This window comes from Marinobacter zhejiangensis, assembly GCF_900114775.1.
GTDB classification, from domain to species: Bacteria; Pseudomonadota; Gammaproteobacteria; order Pseudomonadales; family Oleiphilaceae; genus Marinobacter; species Marinobacter zhejiangensis.
The window spans coordinates 491,859-510,168 of record NZ_FOUE01000002.1; the positions used below are offsets into that span (position 1 = coordinate 491,859).

Genomic DNA, 18,310 nt, shown 5'->3' on the forward strand with positions numbered 1-18,310 from the left:
TAGCGGGTTTATTTAGGTAACAACTTGATGTGGCAATTCATTCGGCAACTCTTCCATAAATTCGGTTCGCCCAAGTGGTTTTACGGTATCGCCTCCAAAATGATGCCCTGGTTGCTGGGTATCGGTCTGATTCTGCTGCTGGCCGGCCTGGTCTGGGGGCTCGCGTTTGCACCCGCGGAGCGGCTGCAGGGTAACAGCTACCGGATCATCTTCATCCATGTTCCCAGTGCCTTCCTGGCCCAGTCCATCTACATCATGATGGCCGTTACGGCGGTTGTTACGCTGGTCTGGCGGATGAAGCTTGCCGATCTGTTTGTAAGGGCTGTAGCGCCGGTAGGGGCAGTGCTGACATTCCTGGCCCTGTTTACCGGAGCGGTCTGGGGTAAGCCGACCTGGGGAACCTGGTGGGTCTGGGATGCCCGTCTCACCTCCATGCTGATTCTGTTGTTCCTCTATTTTGGTGTGATTGTCCTGATGTCGGCGATTACGGATGAGAAATCCTCAGCCCGCGCCGTGGCGGTTCTCGTGCTGGTCGGCGTGGTGAATATCCCCATCATCAAGTACTCGGTGGAGTGGTGGAACACGCTCCACCAGCCAGCCACCTTCAAGCTCACTGACAAACCATCCATGGCCCCGGAAATGTGGGTGCCCCTGTTGCTGTCGGTCTTGGGGCTGTATCTGCTTTTTGGCTGGCTGGCCTGTCTGCGGATGCAGACCGAAATACTGAAACGGGAACACCGTACCCGGTGGGTCCGTGACCTGGCGACGGCGGAGGGGAACTGAAACCATGGCTTTTGATTCTTTTTCGGCTTTTATCGCGATGGGCGGTCATGGCCCTTATGTGTGGATCTGCTACGCCGTATTTACCCTATTTATGGTTGGCTTGGGCCTTTGGTCCCGCCGGCAGCAGAAGGCCGTTCTGCGATCCCACAAACAACGGTTGAGCCGTGAACAGAACGGCGCCGCCAACCAAGGGGCGGCCCCCGCCTCGTTTACCCGAATTCATCCATCCTGATTAGTGGCAGTTCAACTCACCATGCATCCAATACGACGAAAGCGACTGACGATTATCCTGTTCCTGCTGGCTGGCCTGGCGATTGCGGTTGGCCTGACGACTTACGCCTTGCGCCAGAACATCAACCTGTTCTATGACCCCACCCAGATCGCCGCGGGAGAGGCCCCGAGGGACGCCCGCATTCGCGCCGGTGGCATGGTCAAGCAAGGCTCGGTGGTCCGAAGTGAGCAGGATCTGACCGTAGAGTTTCAGGTCACCGATTTTGTGTCTTCTGTCACTGTGCGATACACCGGAATCCTCCCGGATCTTTTTGACGAAGGGCAGGGCGTGGTCGCGCTGGGACGGCTCCAGTCGGACGGTGTGTTTGTCGCCGATCAGGTTCTGGCGAAGCACGACGAGAATTACATGCCGCCTGAGGTGAGCGATGCGCTCGAAAAGGCGGAGGCAGCCAGTGCCCGCGTTCCGCCCATGAACCAGTAGCCGATAAAGCAGCCCCCATCGAGGTAGCCCAATGTATCCTGAGCTCGGACAATTTACCCTTATCCTGTCTTTGCTGCTGGCGTCACTTCTGGCGGTTGTGCCCCTGGTGGGCGCAATTACCGGGCGCGATAGCCTGCAGGCGTTCGCCAGGCCGCTGGCGGCCGGCATGTTTGTCTTTGTGGCCCTGGCGTTCGCTGTTCTCACCCACAGCTTCCTGGTTGATGATTTCTCTGTGGCTTATGTGGCCAATAACAGCAATAGCCTGTTGCCCTGGTACTACAAGTTCAGCGCGGTTTGGGGCGGTCACGAAGGGTCGTTGTTGCTGTGGATCCTGATGCTGGCCGGCTGGACCCTGGCAGTGGCCGTATTCAGCCGCCGTCTGCCGACGGTTATGGTTTCTCAGGTGCTGTCGGTCATGGGCATGGTGTCCGTTGGCTTCCTGCTGTTCATCCTGGTGACTTCAAACCCCTTCGACCGCTTGTTGCCGAATATTCCGGCGGATGGGGCTGACCTGAACCCGCTGCTGCAGGACTTTGGCCTGATCGTTCACCCGCCCATGCTCTACATGGGATACGTCGGCTTTTCCGTTGCTTTTGCCTTCGCCATTGCGGCGTTGATCAATGGCCGCCTGGACGCTGCCTGGGCCCGGTGGTCCCGCCCCTGGACCACGGTTGCCTGGTCGTTCCTGTCGGTCGGCATTGCGCTGGGTAGCTGGTGGGCCTATTACGAGCTGGGCTGGGGCGGCTGGTGGTTCTGGGATCCGGTTGAAAATGCCTCCCTGCTGCCGTGGTTGGCCGGTACCGCACTGATGCACTCACTGGCGGTCACCGAGAAGCGCGGGGTCTTCAAATCCTGGACCGTGCTTCTGGCGATTGTGACCTTTGCCCTGAGTCTGCTGGGCACGTTCCTGGTCCGTTCCGGTGTTCTGACGTCGGTACACGCATTCGCATCTGATCCAACCCGGGGCGCCTTCCTGTTGGGGTTGCTGGCGTTCACCATAGTTTCCAGCCTGACCCTGTACGCCTTCCGTGCGCCGGTTGTTCATACCCGGGTCCGCTACGGTTCATTGTCCCGTGAAATTTTCCTTTTGCTGAACAACGTTCTGTTGGTGTCCTCCATGCTGCTGGTTCTGGTTGGCACCTTGTACCCACTGGTCCTCGACTACATGGGTGGCGGCAGGCTGTCTATTGGCGAGCCTTTCTACAACACCACCTTCAGCCCCATTGCCATTGCCGTCGGCCTGCTGCTCGGCGCGGGAATCTTTTCCCGCTGGAAGAAAACCGATGGCGGCTGGTTGGGGCGCCGCCTACTTTGGCCGGCAGCAATCAGCCTGATTGTGACGGCGGTGGTCATGCTGGGTCTCGGTGGCTTTACCCCGTGGGCGTTTGCCGGTGTGCTGACGGCCACCTGGGTCGCAGTTGCAACCCTGGCGGATCTCTGGGACAAGTCCTCCTCCCGCCATGGGCGCTGGCACGGCCTGCGTCGCCAGTCTCGCAGCTACTACGGCATGGTGCTGGGACACCTGGGAATGGCGATGACCATGGCCGGTGCGACGGTTGTCTCGAACTACGGTGTTGAGCGGGATGTGCGTATGTCGCCGGGTGAAACCGCTGAACTGGGTGACCTGCGCTTTACCTTCAGCGAGGTGGGTGAGCGCCAGGGGCCTAATTTTGTGGCCCAGTACGGCCGCTTTGACATTACCCGGGACGGTAAGCTGGTGGCCACGCTCTATCCGGAGAAGCGTCAGTATCGCGTCCAGAGAAACGTTATGACCGAGGCGGGTATTGATGCCGGCCTGACCCGAGATCTGTTTGTGGCCTTGGGTGAACGTGTTGGTGACAACGCCTGGGCGGTGCGAATCCAGTACAAACCCCTGATCCGTTGGCTCTGGCTGGGCTCTTTGTTCATGGCATTTGGTGGTTTCCTCGCCATTGCCGACCGCCGCTATCGCATTCGTGAACGGTCAGCCGGGAAGGTGCCGGCAGATTCCGGCAAGCTTGAGGGAGATGTCGTGGAGGCTGTGTCATGAGGCGGGTTTTGCTGTTTATTCCGGTGGCCCTGGCGGTGGCGTTGGGGATCGTTTTGTTCGCCGGAATCGGGAAAGACCCTAATCGTCTGGAGTCAGCGCTGATTGGTAAGCCAGTACCGGCGTTTGAGCTCGCTGACCTGCAGAACCCGGATGCCGTCCACCATGACAATGTGTTCAAGGGGCAGGTTTCATTGCTCAATGTCTGGGGCACCTGGTGTCCGGCCTGTCGCGACGAACACGGTGACCTGGTTCGCCTGGCCAACGTGGAAGGTGTTCGTATTATTGGTTTGAACTACAAGGACAACCGCGATGCCGCCTTGCAGTGGCTGGACCGGTTGGGCAACCCTTATGCCCTGAGTCTGTTCGATCCCCAGGGCAAGCTGGGCTTTGACCTCGGAGTGTATGGGGCGCCCGAGACCTATGTGATTGATGCTGAAGGTATCGTCCGATACCGTCACGTGGGTGTGGTCAACGAGCGGGTTTGGCTGGATGTTTTGCAACCGTTGCTCCAGCAGTACGGAGGGCAGGGGTGATGCATCGTGTCCTCATGCTTTTCGTCCTGCTCGTGATGCCAGTGGCTGCGACGGCGGTGTCAGAGGTTTACCCGTTTGATTCGTCCGCCGACCAGGAACGTTTCCGTACGCTGATGTCTGAGCTGCGCTGCCCGAAATGTCAAAACCAGAATATCTTCGATTCTAACGCTCCCATCGCCAAGGACATGCGCGATGAGGTCTATCGCATGCTTCAGGACGGCGCGACCGACCAAGAGGTGAAAAATGCCCTGGTCAGCCGGTTTGGCGAGTTCGTTCTCTACAAGCCTGAGTTCAGTCAACGTACCGTGTTGTTGTGGGTAACTCCGCTGATCGCTGTTCTTGGCGGTGTGCTTATCGTGATCGGGGTGATCCTGCGTTCACGGCAACGGGAAGATGACACTGCACCGTTGAGCGAAGAAGAGCGTCGCAAGGCTGAACGCATCCTGAGTGGTGACGACAACTCTCCCCGTTGACGCCGTGTAACTACCGTTGCCCATTTACTGACTAACCGATGGTCGATCTATGACAACCACCTTTTGGCTGATTGCCGCCGTACTGATTGCCCTGGCTTTGGCGTTTGTTGTGTACCCGATACTGTTCAGCAAACCCGGCCGACAAAAAGCGACGGATCTTCGTAACCAGAACCTCCTGGCCTACCGCAGCCGTATGCAGGAACTGGAATCCGAGCGTACCGCCGGCGTGATTGATGAGGCTGCCTATACCCAGCTGAAAGACGAACTGGAAGGCAGCCTGCTGGATGATGTGGGTAACAGTCCCGAACCCCGCCAGAATTCAGGTTCCCATCGCCGTTCCGCGCTCTTCGTGGCGCTGACCAGCATCGTTGCCATCCCGGCTGCCGCTATTCTGCTTTACCAGCAATGGGGGGCAATGGATCAGTTGGAGCAATACCGGACCATGGTCGCGATGAGCGAGGATGATGCCGGCCGGCAGGCACAAATGACGGATTTGACGGCGCAGCTGCGGACACGGTTGGAAGCCAGCCCTGAAAATCCGGATGGCTGGGCCATGCTGGGTCGTTCTTACATGAGAATTGAGCGCTACCGGGATGCCGCCTGGGCATTCGAACAGCTTGCCGGGCAGGTGCCGGACTCCATGTCCCAGGCTGTTGCCTGGGGACTGGCGGCGCAGGCCAGCTTCTTCGACAGTCAGGGCGCGATGGATGAAGCGGTAACCCGGGCGATTGCCAAGGCCAGGGCGCTGAATCCCGATGAAGTCAATGCGCTGGGCTTGCTGGGCATTCATGCGTTCAGCCAGGAAAACTACCAGGAGGCGATTGACCACTGGGAGCGTATCGTAGCCGTTGCGCCAGATCACCCGCAGCTGCCGTCGATCCAGGAAGGGATTAACCAGGCGTACCAGCGTCTGGGTATCGAGAACCCTGCGTTGGTGGCCTCCGGGAAGGGGGTTTCCGTTCGGGTTGAGCTGGCCGAGGGTCTGACCGACAGCGTATCGGCCGACACGGCGCTGTTTGTGTTCGCCCGTATTCCGGGGGAGGGGCGCTCAATCCCCGTGGCAGTGGCGCGGATGACTGCTGGGGACCTGCCCCTGGAGTTACGGCTTGATGACCGCTATACCATGAACCCCTCAGTAAAGATTTCCGATACTGAGGAAGTGCTGGTCACCGCAAGGGTGTCATTGTCCGGCAATGCCATTCCCCAGCCTGGCGATCTGCAGGGGGCGGCCGGGGCGGCCATTCCGGTCACCGCCGACGATCAGCCCCCGGTGACCATCCTGATTGATACGATCGTTCCCTGACCGACGTGACACTGCCCCGCAGGATTCCCCTGCGGGTCATTGTCGACTGGCCAGCTCCCGCGGGTACAGTGGCGGTAGCGTGTTTTCTGGTTGGTTACGTGGGGTTGCTGATGGTTGTTTCCGCAGTCGCTTCAACACGTGAACCAGTGATTCCCCGTCCCAGGTGCCCTGCTGGCCACCGCCCTCTCGGCCAAAATAGTGCCGCTGTAGCTGCTGAAGTTCTTCCTTCAACACCGGATCTTCGTTTTCCCGCAGAAACTCATTAAGGTTGCGGTAGTGTTTGCGGTCCCGATTCAGGTTGGCCCACTGCAGCAATAGAGCAGGGGTGTTGGCCTTGCCGTTACGGGCGGCCTGTAACAAGCGCTCGAACGCTTCGCGTTCGCCTGTCTCGGGGTGTTGTGGCTGGCCTGTATTGGCCGATCTGCAACGGCTGCGCAGCCAAAGACCCAGAGTCATTAACCAGGCAATGGCGAAGGCGAGGCTGAGCCAGGCCCAGAAGTGGCTGGAGCTCTCGGCGATCTCAGGGTAGGCCTGATCTTGCTCGCCGGTGGGCTGAACGGCCTGCTCCGTATCGATAGTAACCGGTGGGGGCATGGATGGCTGTGCCCCCGCTGTACCGCGAATGGTCAGGGTTCTCGCTGGCAGAATGGCGACCTTTTCGCTATCTGTTGTGGTGTCCCACCACGGGATGCGGATTTCCGGCAGGGTGACCTCGCCAGGACTGACGGCTACCAGGGCGGCGGTCTGGGTCAGGCGCCCTTCCAGCCCTTCATCAAGGGCTTGTGTTTCACGCTCTGGTGACTCGGGATACCGACGGACGTTATCCGGTAGCTGTTGGGGCAACGGTGGCAGCGCTTCTGCGGTGAGCCCCTTGGCGGTGACTGTCAGGCTGCGTGTCAGGCTGTCCCCACTGTCCATGTTCAATGGGTCTGGTAACCCGGCTTCGCTCAGGGTGAGTTCACTGGCGGGAAGCCAAGTGCTCCCGGTGAAACTGGCTGGTGGGGCATCCACGGTAATGGGGAACAGCTCGGAACTGTCACGCAGGGCTTGAATCCTGCCGGAGGCATCGCGGGTCTGGCCGTCGAACCGGAACGGAGCAAACGTCAGTTCCCCCGGCTCCTGAGGGAAGACCGCGTAGCGTCGCTCGACAACCCGGTACTCCCGGTTGTCCACAAACTGGCGGTACTCTCGTTGATTACCCAGCGTTTCGATCAGGGCCGACGGATGTTCCGGCTCCGACAACTCACCGCGAAGCAGGTTACCCGTGAAGTACAGCTTGAGGGTGATGATCAACTGCTCCTGAACGTAGACTTGCTCCTTATCCGTCGACAGTACAATAAATGCGTCCCTCACCGCGGCTTTCGCTTCAGGGGCCTGGCCTTCCCTGACGGTGATGGGGATTGGTTCGGAGCTGTTGCCGTCATAGGTAAGCGCAGGGATAACCAGGGCTCCGGTACGCTTGGGTAATAGCTGGAACACCCAGGTGATCTCGCCATGCATGTCACTGTTGATGGTGCGAATGCTGTATTTCTGGTTTTGGGAAAGGATGTCGAAGTCGGTCTCGAGTTTGCTGATGTCCGGCATCGGAAGCTGGGGAGCACCGGGGTCGAACAGGTTCTCCAAACTGAAATCCAGCTTGATGTTGGACTTGACCGTCAGCGTCAGGGGGTCGCCTTCGTACATCTCCGTCCGGTTGACCTCAGCTTCGAGCCGGTTTTCCGCCAGGGCTGATGTGGCCTGAAACACGATCAGGAAAAACAGAAAAATCAGCCGACTTACCATGGTGTGTCACCCTTATCCGGTAGTGTTTCTCTATTCTGGTACTGCTGCAGGAACTTGCGGCGGAGCAGTCCGCCAGGGTCGTCGGGAACCCTCCGTAGCCATTGCTCCTGACCTTGGCTGAGGGGGTTGGTGTCCAGTTCACTAAGTGCAGGCGCTTGCTGTTCGCCACCGTCATCCGGTGCGCCGTTGCCAGCGTCCTGACCTTCCGCATCAGTCTCCTGATCCGGCTGGTCGGGTTGCTGCTCCGATTCGCCGGTGTCTCCCTGTGGCTGTTGAGGGCTCTGGGCCTGGGATTCCCCCGGCTCCTGCTGGCTGCCGTCGTCATTCTGGCTCTCGTCTTGCCCGGACTGAGACTGGGATGGCTCGCCATCTTCTCCCTGCTGTGACTGACTATCCTGGTTGTCTCCCTCGTCACTCGGCTGTTGGTCACTGTCCGGTTGCTGGGACTCCTGCTGTTCCAGCAGTTCCTGGACGATGTCGCGGTTGGCGAGGGCATCCTGATGATCAGGGGACTGGCTGAGGACGGTATTGTATTCATCCAGGGCTTCCTGGAGTTTACCGCCTCTGGCCAGGGCATTGGCGCGGTTATAACGGGCTTCGAGGCTATCAGACTGGGCAAAGGCCCTTGCCGCACTCTCATAGTCGCCTGCCCGGTAGAGCGCGCTGCCGCGCCAGGCCGGGTCGTCAAAACGCTCGGCGGCCAGGGCCGGGTTCCGGTTAATCAGTTCTTCACCGCGCTGATCCGGGCGTGACCAGAGATCGTCCCAGTCCATGGCCATGGCGGGGGCTGGCATAAGGGAAGGTAACACGACAAGCGCCAGCACCAGAACTGCGCCCTGGCGCCAGCACAGGGCCAAGAGTGGCAAGGCCAGCCACAACAGCCAGTAGCCGTCGTCCTGCCAACGTTCGACACTGAGGTCGTCGTCACTGTCCTGCCAGCTGCTGCCGTCTTCCGAGCGCAGCTGCAGGGCTCTGATATCCTGGCCATCCAGGGTCAGCAGGTGACTGTCACCGCCGGTTGTCATGGCCAGGTTGTGCAGCCCGTCGGGGTTGGCCCTGGCCAGTACAATGTCGCTTCCTTCACGCAGGAAGCCATGGCCCGGCAACGGAATTGGGCCACCGTCCTCGGTACCCACAATCAGCGCGCTCAGTGGGTAGGGACTGTCATTCAGTTTTTCCTTGATGATTTCCCGGTAGCGGGGGCTGACATCATCCGTAATCAACAGGATGCGTCCCGGGCCACGTGCGCCCTGGTCCAGCAGCTCTTTTGCTGCGGCCACGGCGAGGTCGGCCCGGTTTCCTGCCGCCGGCATGATCGTCGGGTCGAGCACGTCCAGCATGGCTTCGATCGTGCGGCGGTCGTCGGTGAGGGGGGTGACCACATGGGCATCGGCGGAGTAGACCACCAGTCCGGTCAGGCTGGCCTCACGTTCGTCCAGAATGTCGCGGATCTTGCGCTTGGCCAGTGTGAGCCGGTTTGGGTTGGTGTCTGTGGCCAGCATGGACAGTGACAGGTCAAGTACAACCACCAGGCTGTCGTTCTGCTTCTGAACAGGCGTATCGGCCTGTTGCCATGCCGGTCCCGCGAGTGCCAGCGTGAGGCTCAGAACCAGCAGGCTGGCGGGAACGAAGCGAGATCGGACAGGCGTAGGCCGATCTGCAGCATCGCCAAGCAGAGGGCCGAGCAGGTGCGGGGGAATAACCCGCTGCCAGCCACTTTCGCTACCAGCGCTACGACGTTGCAGCATGGGCAACAGCGGAATGATCAGCAGCAGGAGTAGCCAAAACGGGCGCAGGAAATGAAAGTCAGCCACGGCTCAAGGCCCTCCTCGTACCGGCTCCGGCACTGGCCAGTTGCAGCGCCAGCAAAATCAGCGCGGCGGCTCCGGCGGGCCAGAAAAACAGCTCGGTCACCGGGCGGTAATGCTGTCCGTCCAGTTCAATGGGTTCCAGCTGGTTGATGCTTTCGTAAATCAGCTCGAGTTCAGGAAGGCTGCGAGCCCGGAAGTACTGGCCGCCGGTTTCGCTGGCTATGCGCTTGAGCAGGCCTTCGTCCAGGTCACGGGACGGGTTGACCCGGCGCGAGCCCAGCAGGCCTCGTTGAACCATGGTCTCCGCACCGATGCCGATGGTGTAGATGCGAACCCCTGCGTCCCGTGCAATGCCGGTCGCAATGTCAGGGGAAATTTCACCAGCGGTGTTGGCGCCGTCGGTGAGCAATATCACCACGCGTTGCTCTTCCGGGCGGTCGCGCAGGCGTTTGATGGCCAGTCCCATGGCGTCGCCAATGGCGGTCGCTCGCCCGGCCATGCCAATGCCAGATTCATTCAGCAGTTGCCGGATGGTGCGGTGGTCGAAGGACAGCGGAGCCTGGATGTAGGGTTCGGTGCCAAAAAGCAGCAGGCCCAGGCGATCACCCTCACGTTTTTCAATGAACTCGTGCAGAACCCGTTTAACGGCCTGCAGCCGATTGATGGCACGTCCTGAGACCACCATGTCGCGCTCATCCATACTGGGCGAAATATCCACCGCCATCAGCAGATCCCGGCCGGTCACTGGCAGCTGGACAGGCTCACCAACGTGCTGGGGACGCGCCAGGGCGATGACCAGCAGCGCCCATATCACCATCAGCAGGGCTTTCTTCCAGAGCGGGGGCGCGCTGCCGCGACTGGTCACGCCAGGCAGGCCGTCGAGCCATGGCCCAACCGGAATTACCGGCGCTTCAACGGGGCCCTGAGCCGTTTTCTTGAACAGGAAGAGCAGCGGTAGCGGGAGCAGCAGTAACAGCCATGGGAAAGCAACGCTCAACATTTTTGCCCCCGTAGCCAAAGGCGTGCGACGGCAATGGCGTGATCGGCATTGCAGGTGGGCACCGGGCGCCAGCTGCTGGCAACCATTTCTTCCACGGTTGGCCGGGAGGCAATGCGATCTTTGGGACTGGTTTCCAGCAGAAAGTTGATCCAGGCATCACCGCTTAGTGCCTCCGCGGAACGCTCCGGATAACGCACCCGGGCGCCGCGTTTAAGTACTTGGTTCAGGCGGCGAAACCAGTCCGAATCCCGGTGGCTTTCGACAGCGAGTGCGTCGACTTCGGCAAGCGCCTGGGTCAGCCAGCGATTGCGGCGATGCTTGCGGATCAGCTGCCAGGCTGCAAAGGCAACCAGGATGAGTGTCAGGGCCAATAGCACCCACCAGCCCGGTGCCGGTGGCCAGAAACCGCCGGGGTCGGGTAGGTGAATATCCCGCAATTGGCTGAGGGGGTCTTGTTCCATCATGGTGTTGCGATTACCTGATATGCCCTTTGGGTCCCAGCAGCGATTGCAGGAACACGGCGGGATCGTCCTGGGTTGAGAGCGTTTCACAACCGACCGCGGCGCGCCTGAGACACTGGTTCAACTGCGATTCGTGCTGTTGCACCCTGTTGGCGAAGGCCTGTTGGAACTGGTGGTCCCGGCCATCGAACCACAAGGGCCCGGAGGAGCCGGCGACGGCAAACCGGCCATTGTCCGGCAGGTGCGTTTCCAGGGGATCCTGCACCCGGATGGCCGTGACCGTATTGTGACGGGAAAGGGCGGTGAGCAGGTAACCGGTTTCGTCGCTCAGCGCCAAAAAGTCGCTGATTACAAAGACCCGGCTACCGGTATGGCACACACGCCGCGCCTCCTGAAGTGCGGTATCCAATGTGTTTCGGGGCACAAGTCCCGGTGTTTCCGGTTGCTCCTGATGCTGGTGTTGGCAGTGAGCCAAGTCGTCAAGTAGCTTGAGCACGGTCTTTTTTCGCCGGGCAGGTCGAACAACGGCGATGTCCTCTTCATTAAACACAATGCCGCCAACCTGATCGCCTGACCAGAGACCGAGCCAGGCCAGCAGCGCCGCCACCTGGGCGTTGCGAACCTGCTTGTAGGCGCCGGTACTGCCGAAGAAATGACTTCGGGACAGATCGCAGATCAGCAAAAGAGGGCGTTCACGCTCCTCCTCATACAGTTTGGTGTGCGGGGTCTGTCGTCGTGCTGTTACTCGCCAGTCGATACTGCGGATGTCATCGCCGGGTTGGTATGGGCGAACTTCCGCAAAGGCCATCCCCCGGCCACGGCGTGGTGAACGCTGCTGACCGGCTTGCAGGCTTCGGGCTGGCCTTGCGCTGGGCAGTCTGAGCGAGCGGGCTTCGGACTGGAGCCTAATCAGGCCTGGCAGATTGATGTAGGTGGTTGCGTCGGAATTGACCATGGTGCCGGCGTTTGCCTCAGGCTGTAACGGGCACGGTATCGAGCAAGCGCTGGATAACCGTATCCGGGGTCATGCCTTCCGCTTCGGCTTCGAAGGTCAGCAGCAGGCGGTGGCGCAGCACGTCAAAAGCCACATTTCTTACGTCGTCTGGAGTAACGTAATCACGACCATCAAGCCAGGCCAGCGATCGGGCGCAGCGATCCAGGGCGATGGTACCGCGGGGGCTGGCCCCGAACGCGGTCCAGCGTCCCAGTTCCGGGTCAAGGCTGCCCGGGTCACGGCTGGCAAGAACCAGTGCCAGCAAATACTCCTCCACGGCCTCCGCCATAAACACTTCACTGACTGCGTTGCGGGCTTCGAATACCTGCTCCGCGGTGATCTTTACGGCGGCAGGGGCTTGTCCTTGCCGGTAGTCGTTGCGGGCAAGGTGGAGAATGGCTCGCTCCGCATCTGCGGACGGGTAATCGATAACCACGTGCATCAGGAAACGGTCGAGCTGGGCCTCCGGCAGTGGGTAGGTGCCTTCCTGTTCGATGGGGTTCTGGGTCGCCATGACCAGGAACAGCCGGTCCAGGGGGAAGGTTCTCATACCGACACTGATCTGCCGCTCTCCCATGGCCTCCAGCAGGGCTGACTGTACCTTCGCCGGCGCCCGGTTGATCTCATCGGCCAGCACCAGGTTATGGAAGATGGGGCCTTTCTGGAACTCAAACTGTCCGGTTTCCGGGCGGTAGATCTCGCTGCCGGTCACGTCAGACGGTAACAGGTCGGGAGTAAACTGGATGCGGTGAAAGTCCCCCTCCAGGTGGTCTGCCAGGGCCTTGATGGCCGTGGTCTTTGCCAGCCCCGGAGCGCCTTCGACCAGCAGGTGACCGTCGGCCAACAGGGCAATGAGCAAACGCTCCACTAGCGTTTCCTGGCCAATAATCCGTTTGGCGAGTTGTGATCTGAGCTCCCCGAAGGTTTGTTGCAGAGACATGGACGATACGGCTCCTGACTAAAGTCGTAAGTGTAATTTCGGACCGAAAAACATGGCTCCAGTCTTCGGGGCGAGGGGACAAAAATCAAGGGTTTGACTATGCTTTTCGAGACGGTGTGCGTGTTTTCCAAGGCCCTGGTATGTGGGGTGAGGCGCACCAGCTCTGGCTTTCCGTCGGAACGCCGGGTGGACCGGGCATCATTACCATTCCTTCACAGAAATTGAGGTCGATATGAACACGCTGACAGTGGCCAGCAAAGCACAGTTTTTTGAGCAGCTGGCAGAGGCGGTTAACGAGAAGATCGAGAAGAAAGAAGCCAAGCGGATCATCGAGTTTGCATCGCAATATCTGTCGCATATGCCACTGGATGAACTGGTCAGCCGGAGATTCTCCGATACCTACGGCTCGGTACTTGCTGCCTGGCAGTTTTTCCAGACCCTCAAGCCAGAGCAGTCGCTGGTTTCGGTGTTCAATCCCGACCTGGAAAGTGACGGTTGGCAATCAACCCATACCGTTATCTTTATCCTCCACCCGAATATTCCATTCCTGATTGATTCTGTCCGCATTGCGATTAACCAGCGCGAAATTGGTACCCATACCATCCATCATGCGGTGTTCCAGGTCGACCGGGATCGCAATGGCAAGCTCAAGAAGCTGCACACCACCGGGCGTTCCACGTCGAAAATGGACTACGAGGCCCTCATTGTTCTGGAAATCGACAGGCACAGCGACCCGGCCGAACTGGCGCGGCTGGGGAACGTCCTGCAGACCGTCTTGCACGAAGTGCGTATCGCCGTCGCGGATTTTCCGCTGGTCACCGCAAAGGTTCAGGAAATCCTGAAAGAGCTGGACGATTCCCAGGCCAAGATCACCGCTGAAGACAAGGACGAAGCCCGTGCCTTCCTGCAGTGGCTGTCGGAAGATCGCTTTACGTTCCTGGGGTACGATGAATACGACTTCGCCAAGGGGCGGGGGGGCACGGTGGTGCAGCGGGTGCCGAACTCTGAACTGGGGATACTCCGGGTCAACAACGAACGGCCCGACAAGGTGCACCTTAACGAGTTGCCCCAGCGCACCCGCCATGAGATGACCCGCACCGAAGACCTGTTCATCTTTGCCAAATCGGCACAGCGTTCCCGAGTTCACCGGCCGGCTTATCCGGATTACATCGCGGTCAAAAAATTCAACAGTAAAGGTGAGGTCGTTGGCGAGCGCCGTTTTCTCGGGCTTTATACGTCAAGGGTGTACAACGAACGGCCGGATGAAATTCCACTGCTGAGACGGAAAACTGAAGCAGTCATGGAAGCGTCTGGCTTTCTGAGGGACGATTATGCAGGCAAGGAGTTGGAGCAAATCCTGGTGGTGTATCCAAGGGATGAGCTGTTCCAGATTTCCGCCGAAGAGCTGCTGAAGACTGCACTGGATATCCTCTACATTCAGGAGCGGCGTCAGGTCCGGTTGTTCATGCGGGAAGACGTCTACGGCCAGTTTGTGACTTGCCTGTGTTACTTCCCCCGGGACATCTACAACACCGAGCTACGCCTGAAGGTGGAAAACGTCCTGAGGGCAAGTTTGGGGGCGGAAGATATCGAGTTCGTCACCCATTTCTCGGAGTCGGTGCTGGCCCGGGTTCAGTTCACCATCCGGGTGCCTCAAATGGACAACCGGCTGTTGCCGGTGGCCGAGTTGCAGGAAAAGATCGTCGATCTGGCGCAATCCTGGCTCGATGGTCTGGAAGAGGCACTGACGGAAACCTACGGTGAGGAGCGCGGTAACGAGATTTGTCGGCTGTTTGGGGGCGCGTTCCCGGCCAGTTACCAGGATATGTTCTCCCCCCGGCGGGCGGCCATCGACCTTGAGCACATTACTTCAGTGGTCACCACCAAGCGGCTGGCCATGAGCTTTTACCGAGCCCTGGAAGAGAACGAAAGTACCTTTCACTTCAAGCTTTTCCACCCGGATATACCGCTGCCGCTCTCTGATGTCATGCCCATCTTCGAAAACCTGGGGTTCCGGGTGCTCGGCGAGCACCCCTTCGAAGTGATCGACCGTAATGATCGCACGGTGTGGATTCATGATTTTTCGTTGCAGGCCAGCAGCGGCGTCATTGTCGATATTCATCGTATCAAGCCAATCTTTGAAGAACTGTTCAGTCGCGTCTGGTATGGCGAAGCCGAAAACGATGCCTTCAACCGCCTGTTGCTGTCGTCCTATATGGATTGGCGGGAGATAGCGCTGCTCCGCACCTATGCCCGTTACATGCGGCAGATCCGGATCTCCAACAGCCAGACGTTTATCTCCAATACCCTGGTCAATCACGTAGGGCTTGCTCGCCGCTTGCTGGATTTCTTTACTGCTCGTTTCAACCCCGAGCGCTACCAGAGTGCTGCCAAGTGCACAGCGGCGCAGCAGAAGCTGGAAATCGAGTTCAATGCCGCCCTTGATGACGTGGATAACCTCAGTGAAGACCGGGTGTTGAGGCTTTACCTGGAGTTGATGCAGGCGACCCTGCGAACCAACTATTACCAGCCGGATCAGGATGGCAAGCCCAAGCCCTACATCAGCTTGAAATTCGACCCTTCCAACATCCCGGACATGCCGCTGCCACTGCCGATGTTCGAAATCTTCGTCTATTCGCCGCGAGTTGAGGGAGTCCACCTTAGGGGTGGCCGGGTCGCCCGTGGTGGCCTGCGTTGGTCGGACCGTTTTGAGGACTACCGCACCGAGATACTGGGGCTGGTAAAAGCCCAGCAGGTGAAAAACGCGGTTATTGTGCCGGTTGGGGCGAAGGGCGGCTTTGTCGCCAAGCAGCTGCCTGACCCTGCGGACCGGGATGCGTATCTGAAAGAGGGCGTCGAGGCCTACAAGACCTTCATTCGTGGGCTACTCGATGTCACTGACAACCTGGTGGACTCCAGCATTCAGCCTCCGGAACGGGTCGTGCGTCACGATGAGGATGACCATTACCTGGTCGTGGCTGCGGACAAGGGGACGGCCACATTCTCTGACATCGCCAATGGTCTGGCCGCTGAGTATGGTTTCTGGATGGGGGATGCGTTTGCCTCCGGCGGCAGCCATGGCTATGACCACAAAAAGATGGGAATCACGGCGAAGGGGGCCTGGGTCTCGGTCGAGCGACACTTCCGCGAGCTGGGTATCAATCCGGCTCAGGACGAGTTTACCGCGATTGGTATCGGCGACATGGCCGGGGATGTTTTCGGCAATGGCTTGCTCCGTTCTGACAAAACTCGCCTGGTGGCCGCGTTCAACCATATGCACATCTTTGTCGACCCCGACCCTGACCCCGGCAAGAGTTACGCCGAGCGGGAGCGGTTATTCAAACTGCCTCGCTCCGCCTGGTCAGACTACGACAGCACGTTGATCTCCAAGGGTGGCGGTGTGTTCAGTCGCAGCGCCAAGTCGATCCCAGTCAGTGCCGAGATGAAGAAGCTGCTCGGTATCAAGGCGGATCGGGTGCCCCCCAATATGCTGATCTCCCACATTCTGAAGGCCGGGGTGGATCTGCTCTGGTTTGGCGGTATCGGTACTTACGTCAAAGCCGGCAGCGAATCCCATGGGGACGTGGGCGACAAGGCCAACGATGGCTTGCGGATCAATGGCTCGGACCTGCGCTGCAAAGTGATCGGTGAGGGCGGCAACCTGGGGATGACCCAGCTTGGGCGGATTGAATACGCTCTCAAGGGTGGCCGTCTCAATACCGACTTTATAGATAATGCGGGCGGGGTGGATTGCTCAGACCATGAGGTCAACATGAAGATCCTGCTCAATCGTGTCGTGGGCAGTGGGGATCTGACCGAGAAGCAGCGGAATGTGCTGTTGGAGCAAATGACCGATCGGGTGTCCGAGCTGGTCCTTAAAAACAACTATCGCCAGACCCAGGCACTGAGTATCGCCAACCTGGAAGCCACCTCGCGCCTGGAGGAATACCGGCGCCTGATGACGAGCCTGGAGAGTCAGGACAAACTGAACCGGGCCCTGGAGTTCCTTCCAGACGATGAAACCCTGTCTGAGCGCAAGCTCGACAAACTTGGCCTGACCCGGCCCGAGCTTTCCGTGCTGATTTCCTACGTCAAGGGCGACCTCAAGCAAACGCTGATTGCCAGTGATCTGCCCGACCAGCCCTCGCTGGAGCCGGAGATGTACAAGGTCTTTCCGGATACCCTGGTTAAAAAGTTCGCGTCCGAACTGAGTGATCACCAACTGAAGCGGGAAATTATCGCTACCCAGATTGCCAACGACATGGTCAATCATATGGGGATCACTTTTGTGGAGCGGCTGATGCAGTCTACCGGCGCCAGCCCTTCAGCCATTGCCCTGGCATGGATTATCGCCCGTGACATCTTCCAGCTGGACACCTGGTGGGACCGCATCGAAGAGCTGGATTACAAGGTTCCGGCCGCGCTTCAGATGGAACTGATGAACAGCCTTATGCGGCTGATCCGTCGGGCGGTGCGCTGGCTGCTTCGTAATCGCCGCAGTGAGCTCAGTGTCGACAGTCATATGGGCCGCTTCTCCGAGGGGATTGTCGCCATAGCGGGCAACCTCCAGGAATACCTGGGAGAGCAGGCCCGTGCCGAATGGCAGCGCCGGCATGATGGCTATGTCGCCCAAGGCATCCCGGCGGACCTGGCGGCGGTCGTTTCAGGGGAGTCCTATCTCTACTCGGCTCTGGGCATTATCGAGGCTCAGGAAGCCACCAAGATGCCGCTGAAAGTTGTGGCTAACCTTTACTACACCCTGGGCGACAAGCTCGACCTGACCTGGTTTGCCGATGCCATTGCCGGCCTGGTTCCCGCGTCCCATTGGCAGGCCCTGGCCCGTGAAAGTTTCCGGGAAGACCTGGACTGGCAGCAACGGGCTTTGACCACTGGTGTATTGAAGATTGCGTGTCATTCCGGGGATACCGATACCTGCCTGGATAGCTGGATGGGACAGTACGAACCAATGATTGCTCGCTGGAAAGGCATGCTGGCAGAGCTTAAGGGGGTTCGCGAGCCAGAGTACGCCATGTTCTCGGTTGCCTTGAGGGAGCTGCTGGATCTGGCGCAAAGCACCATTCACACCCCGTTGGCAGGGGAGGCCGGCTGAAGATGAGGGGGTGTACCTGACGATTTTGGTCACTTTGTCGCAAAAATGACGCGCTATGTGTCAATTAATGTCAAAAATTCGTGATGTGCGTCAACCAATGTCGCTGCCTGTCGCTTGTATACTGGCCGTGTTGTTAAACGGAGGTAATACATGCGACAGGTAATCAACAAGGCATTGAGCGCCATTGGTCAACGCAAGTCTCGTTCCCAGGCAGGCCGGGGGCAGGTTGACGCAAAACCGGAGTCTGAAAAGACAGAAGTGGCGTCGTTTGGTATGTCCCCCGAAGATGCTTTGCGGGTTGGTACCGTCGCTGGTTACAAGTAATGGACCGGTAATCGTCAGCCGGCGAGACTCCCGCACCGAATCACGATAAAGTATC

At 59.2% G+C, this 18,310-nt stretch carries 15 protein-coding genes; 9 read left to right on the forward strand and 6 right to left on the reverse strand.

The window, feature by feature from the left end:
* Nucleotides 1-27: 27 nt before the first annotated feature.
* The 7 genes from ccmC to ccmI are packed head-to-tail and all read left to right on the forward strand — an operon-like array spanning nucleotide 28 to nucleotide 5,833.
* Nucleotides 28-783 (forward strand): heme ABC transporter permease CcmC, encoded by a 756-nt coding sequence (gene ccmC, locus BMZ67_RS07610; RefSeq protein ID WP_092021344.1) that lies wholly within the window; start codon nucleotides 28-30, stop codon nucleotides 781-783.
* Nucleotides 784-820: 37 nt separating this feature from the next.
* The gene (gene ccmD / locus BMZ67_RS18705; RefSeq protein ID WP_281246597.1) at nucleotides 821-1,015 is read left to right on the forward strand and encodes a heme exporter protein CcmD; all 195 of its coding nucleotides are present in this window, start codon (nucleotides 821-823) and stop codon (nucleotides 1,013-1,015) included.
* Nucleotides 1,016-1,036: 21 nt separating this feature from the next.
* Nucleotides 1,037-1,495, forward strand: a complete 459-nt coding sequence (ccmE, locus tag BMZ67_RS07620) for a cytochrome c maturation protein CcmE (protein WP_092021346.1) — start codon at nucleotides 1,037-1,039, stop codon at nucleotides 1,493-1,495.
* A 31-nt stretch (nucleotides 1,496-1,526) separates the two neighbouring features.
* Nucleotides 1,527-3,524: a heme lyase CcmF/NrfE family subunit gene (locus BMZ67_RS07625; RefSeq protein ID WP_092021347.1), complete on the forward strand. Its 1,998-nt coding sequence runs from the start codon at nucleotides 1,527-1,529 to the stop codon at nucleotides 3,522-3,524.
* A complete protein-coding gene (locus tag BMZ67_RS07630) occupies nucleotides 3,521-4,057 on the forward strand; it encodes a DsbE family thiol:disulfide interchange protein (RefSeq protein ID WP_092021348.1) in 537 nt (178 codons plus the stop codon). Before BMZ67_RS07625 ends, BMZ67_RS07630 begins: the two co-directional genes overlap by 4 nt.
* Complete coding sequence (locus BMZ67_RS07635; RefSeq protein WP_092021349.1) at nucleotides 4,057-4,530, forward strand: cytochrome c-type biogenesis protein; 474 nt, start codon at nucleotides 4,057-4,059, stop codon at nucleotides 4,528-4,530. Before BMZ67_RS07630 ends, BMZ67_RS07635 begins: the two co-directional genes overlap by 1 nt.
* A 49-nt stretch (nucleotides 4,531-4,579) precedes the next feature.
* Nucleotides 4,580-5,833, forward strand: a complete 1,254-nt coding sequence (gene ccmI / locus BMZ67_RS07640) for a c-type cytochrome biogenesis protein CcmI (RefSeq protein WP_092021350.1) — start codon at nucleotides 4,580-4,582, stop codon at nucleotides 5,831-5,833.
* A 36-nt stretch (nucleotides 5,834-5,869) separates the two neighbouring features.
* Here the strand turns inward: ccmI and BMZ67_RS07645 are convergent, their stop codons facing one another.
* The 6 genes from BMZ67_RS07645 to BMZ67_RS07670 are packed head-to-tail and all read right to left on the reverse strand — an operon-like array spanning nucleotide 5,870 to nucleotide 12,821.
* On the reverse strand, nucleotides 5,870-7,615 hold the full coding sequence (locus BMZ67_RS07645; protein ID WP_092021351.1) for a BatD family protein: 1,746 nt from the start codon (nucleotides 7,613-7,615) through the stop codon (nucleotides 5,870-5,872).
* Nucleotides 7,609-9,429, reverse strand: coding sequence for a vWA domain-containing protein (locus tag BMZ67_RS07650; protein ID WP_245749910.1), 1,821 nt, complete (start codon nucleotides 9,427-9,429; stop codon nucleotides 7,609-7,611). Before BMZ67_RS07650 ends, BMZ67_RS07645 begins: the two co-directional genes overlap by 7 nt.
* A complete protein-coding gene (locus BMZ67_RS07655; protein ID WP_092021352.1) occupies nucleotides 9,422-10,426 on the reverse strand; it encodes a vWA domain-containing protein in 1,005 nt (334 codons plus the stop codon). Before BMZ67_RS07655 ends, BMZ67_RS07650 begins: the two co-directional genes overlap by 8 nt.
* Nucleotides 10,420-10,890, reverse strand: a complete 471-nt coding sequence (locus BMZ67_RS07660) for a DUF4381 domain-containing protein (RefSeq protein WP_092021353.1) — start codon at nucleotides 10,888-10,890, stop codon at nucleotides 10,420-10,422. Before BMZ67_RS07660 ends, BMZ67_RS07655 begins: the two co-directional genes overlap by 7 nt.
* A gap of 10 nt (nucleotides 10,891-10,900) precedes the next feature.
* Nucleotides 10,901-11,842: a DUF58 domain-containing protein gene (locus tag BMZ67_RS07665; protein WP_092021354.1), complete on the reverse strand. Its 942-nt coding sequence runs from the start codon at nucleotides 11,840-11,842 to the stop codon at nucleotides 10,901-10,903.
* Nucleotides 11,843-11,858: 16 nt separating this feature from the next.
* A complete protein-coding gene (locus BMZ67_RS07670) occupies nucleotides 11,859-12,821 on the reverse strand; it encodes an AAA family ATPase (RefSeq protein WP_092021355.1) in 963 nt (320 codons plus the stop codon).
* Between the two features lie 232 nt (nucleotides 12,822-13,053).
* Here BMZ67_RS07670 and BMZ67_RS07675 point away from each other — a divergent pair, with 232 nt between their 5' ends.
* Together BMZ67_RS07675 and BMZ67_RS18590 are read left to right on the forward strand one after the other, a co-directional pair.
* The gene (locus tag BMZ67_RS07675) at nucleotides 13,054-17,931 is read left to right on the forward strand and encodes an NAD-glutamate dehydrogenase (protein ID WP_092021356.1); all 4,878 of its coding nucleotides are present in this window, start codon (nucleotides 13,054-13,056) and stop codon (nucleotides 17,929-17,931) included.
* Nucleotides 17,932-18,081: 150 nt separating this feature from the next.
* Nucleotides 18,082-18,255, forward strand: coding sequence for a hypothetical protein (locus BMZ67_RS18590; protein ID WP_175481867.1), 174 nt, complete (start codon nucleotides 18,082-18,084; stop codon nucleotides 18,253-18,255).
* Nucleotides 18,256-18,310 lie beyond the last annotated feature (55 nt).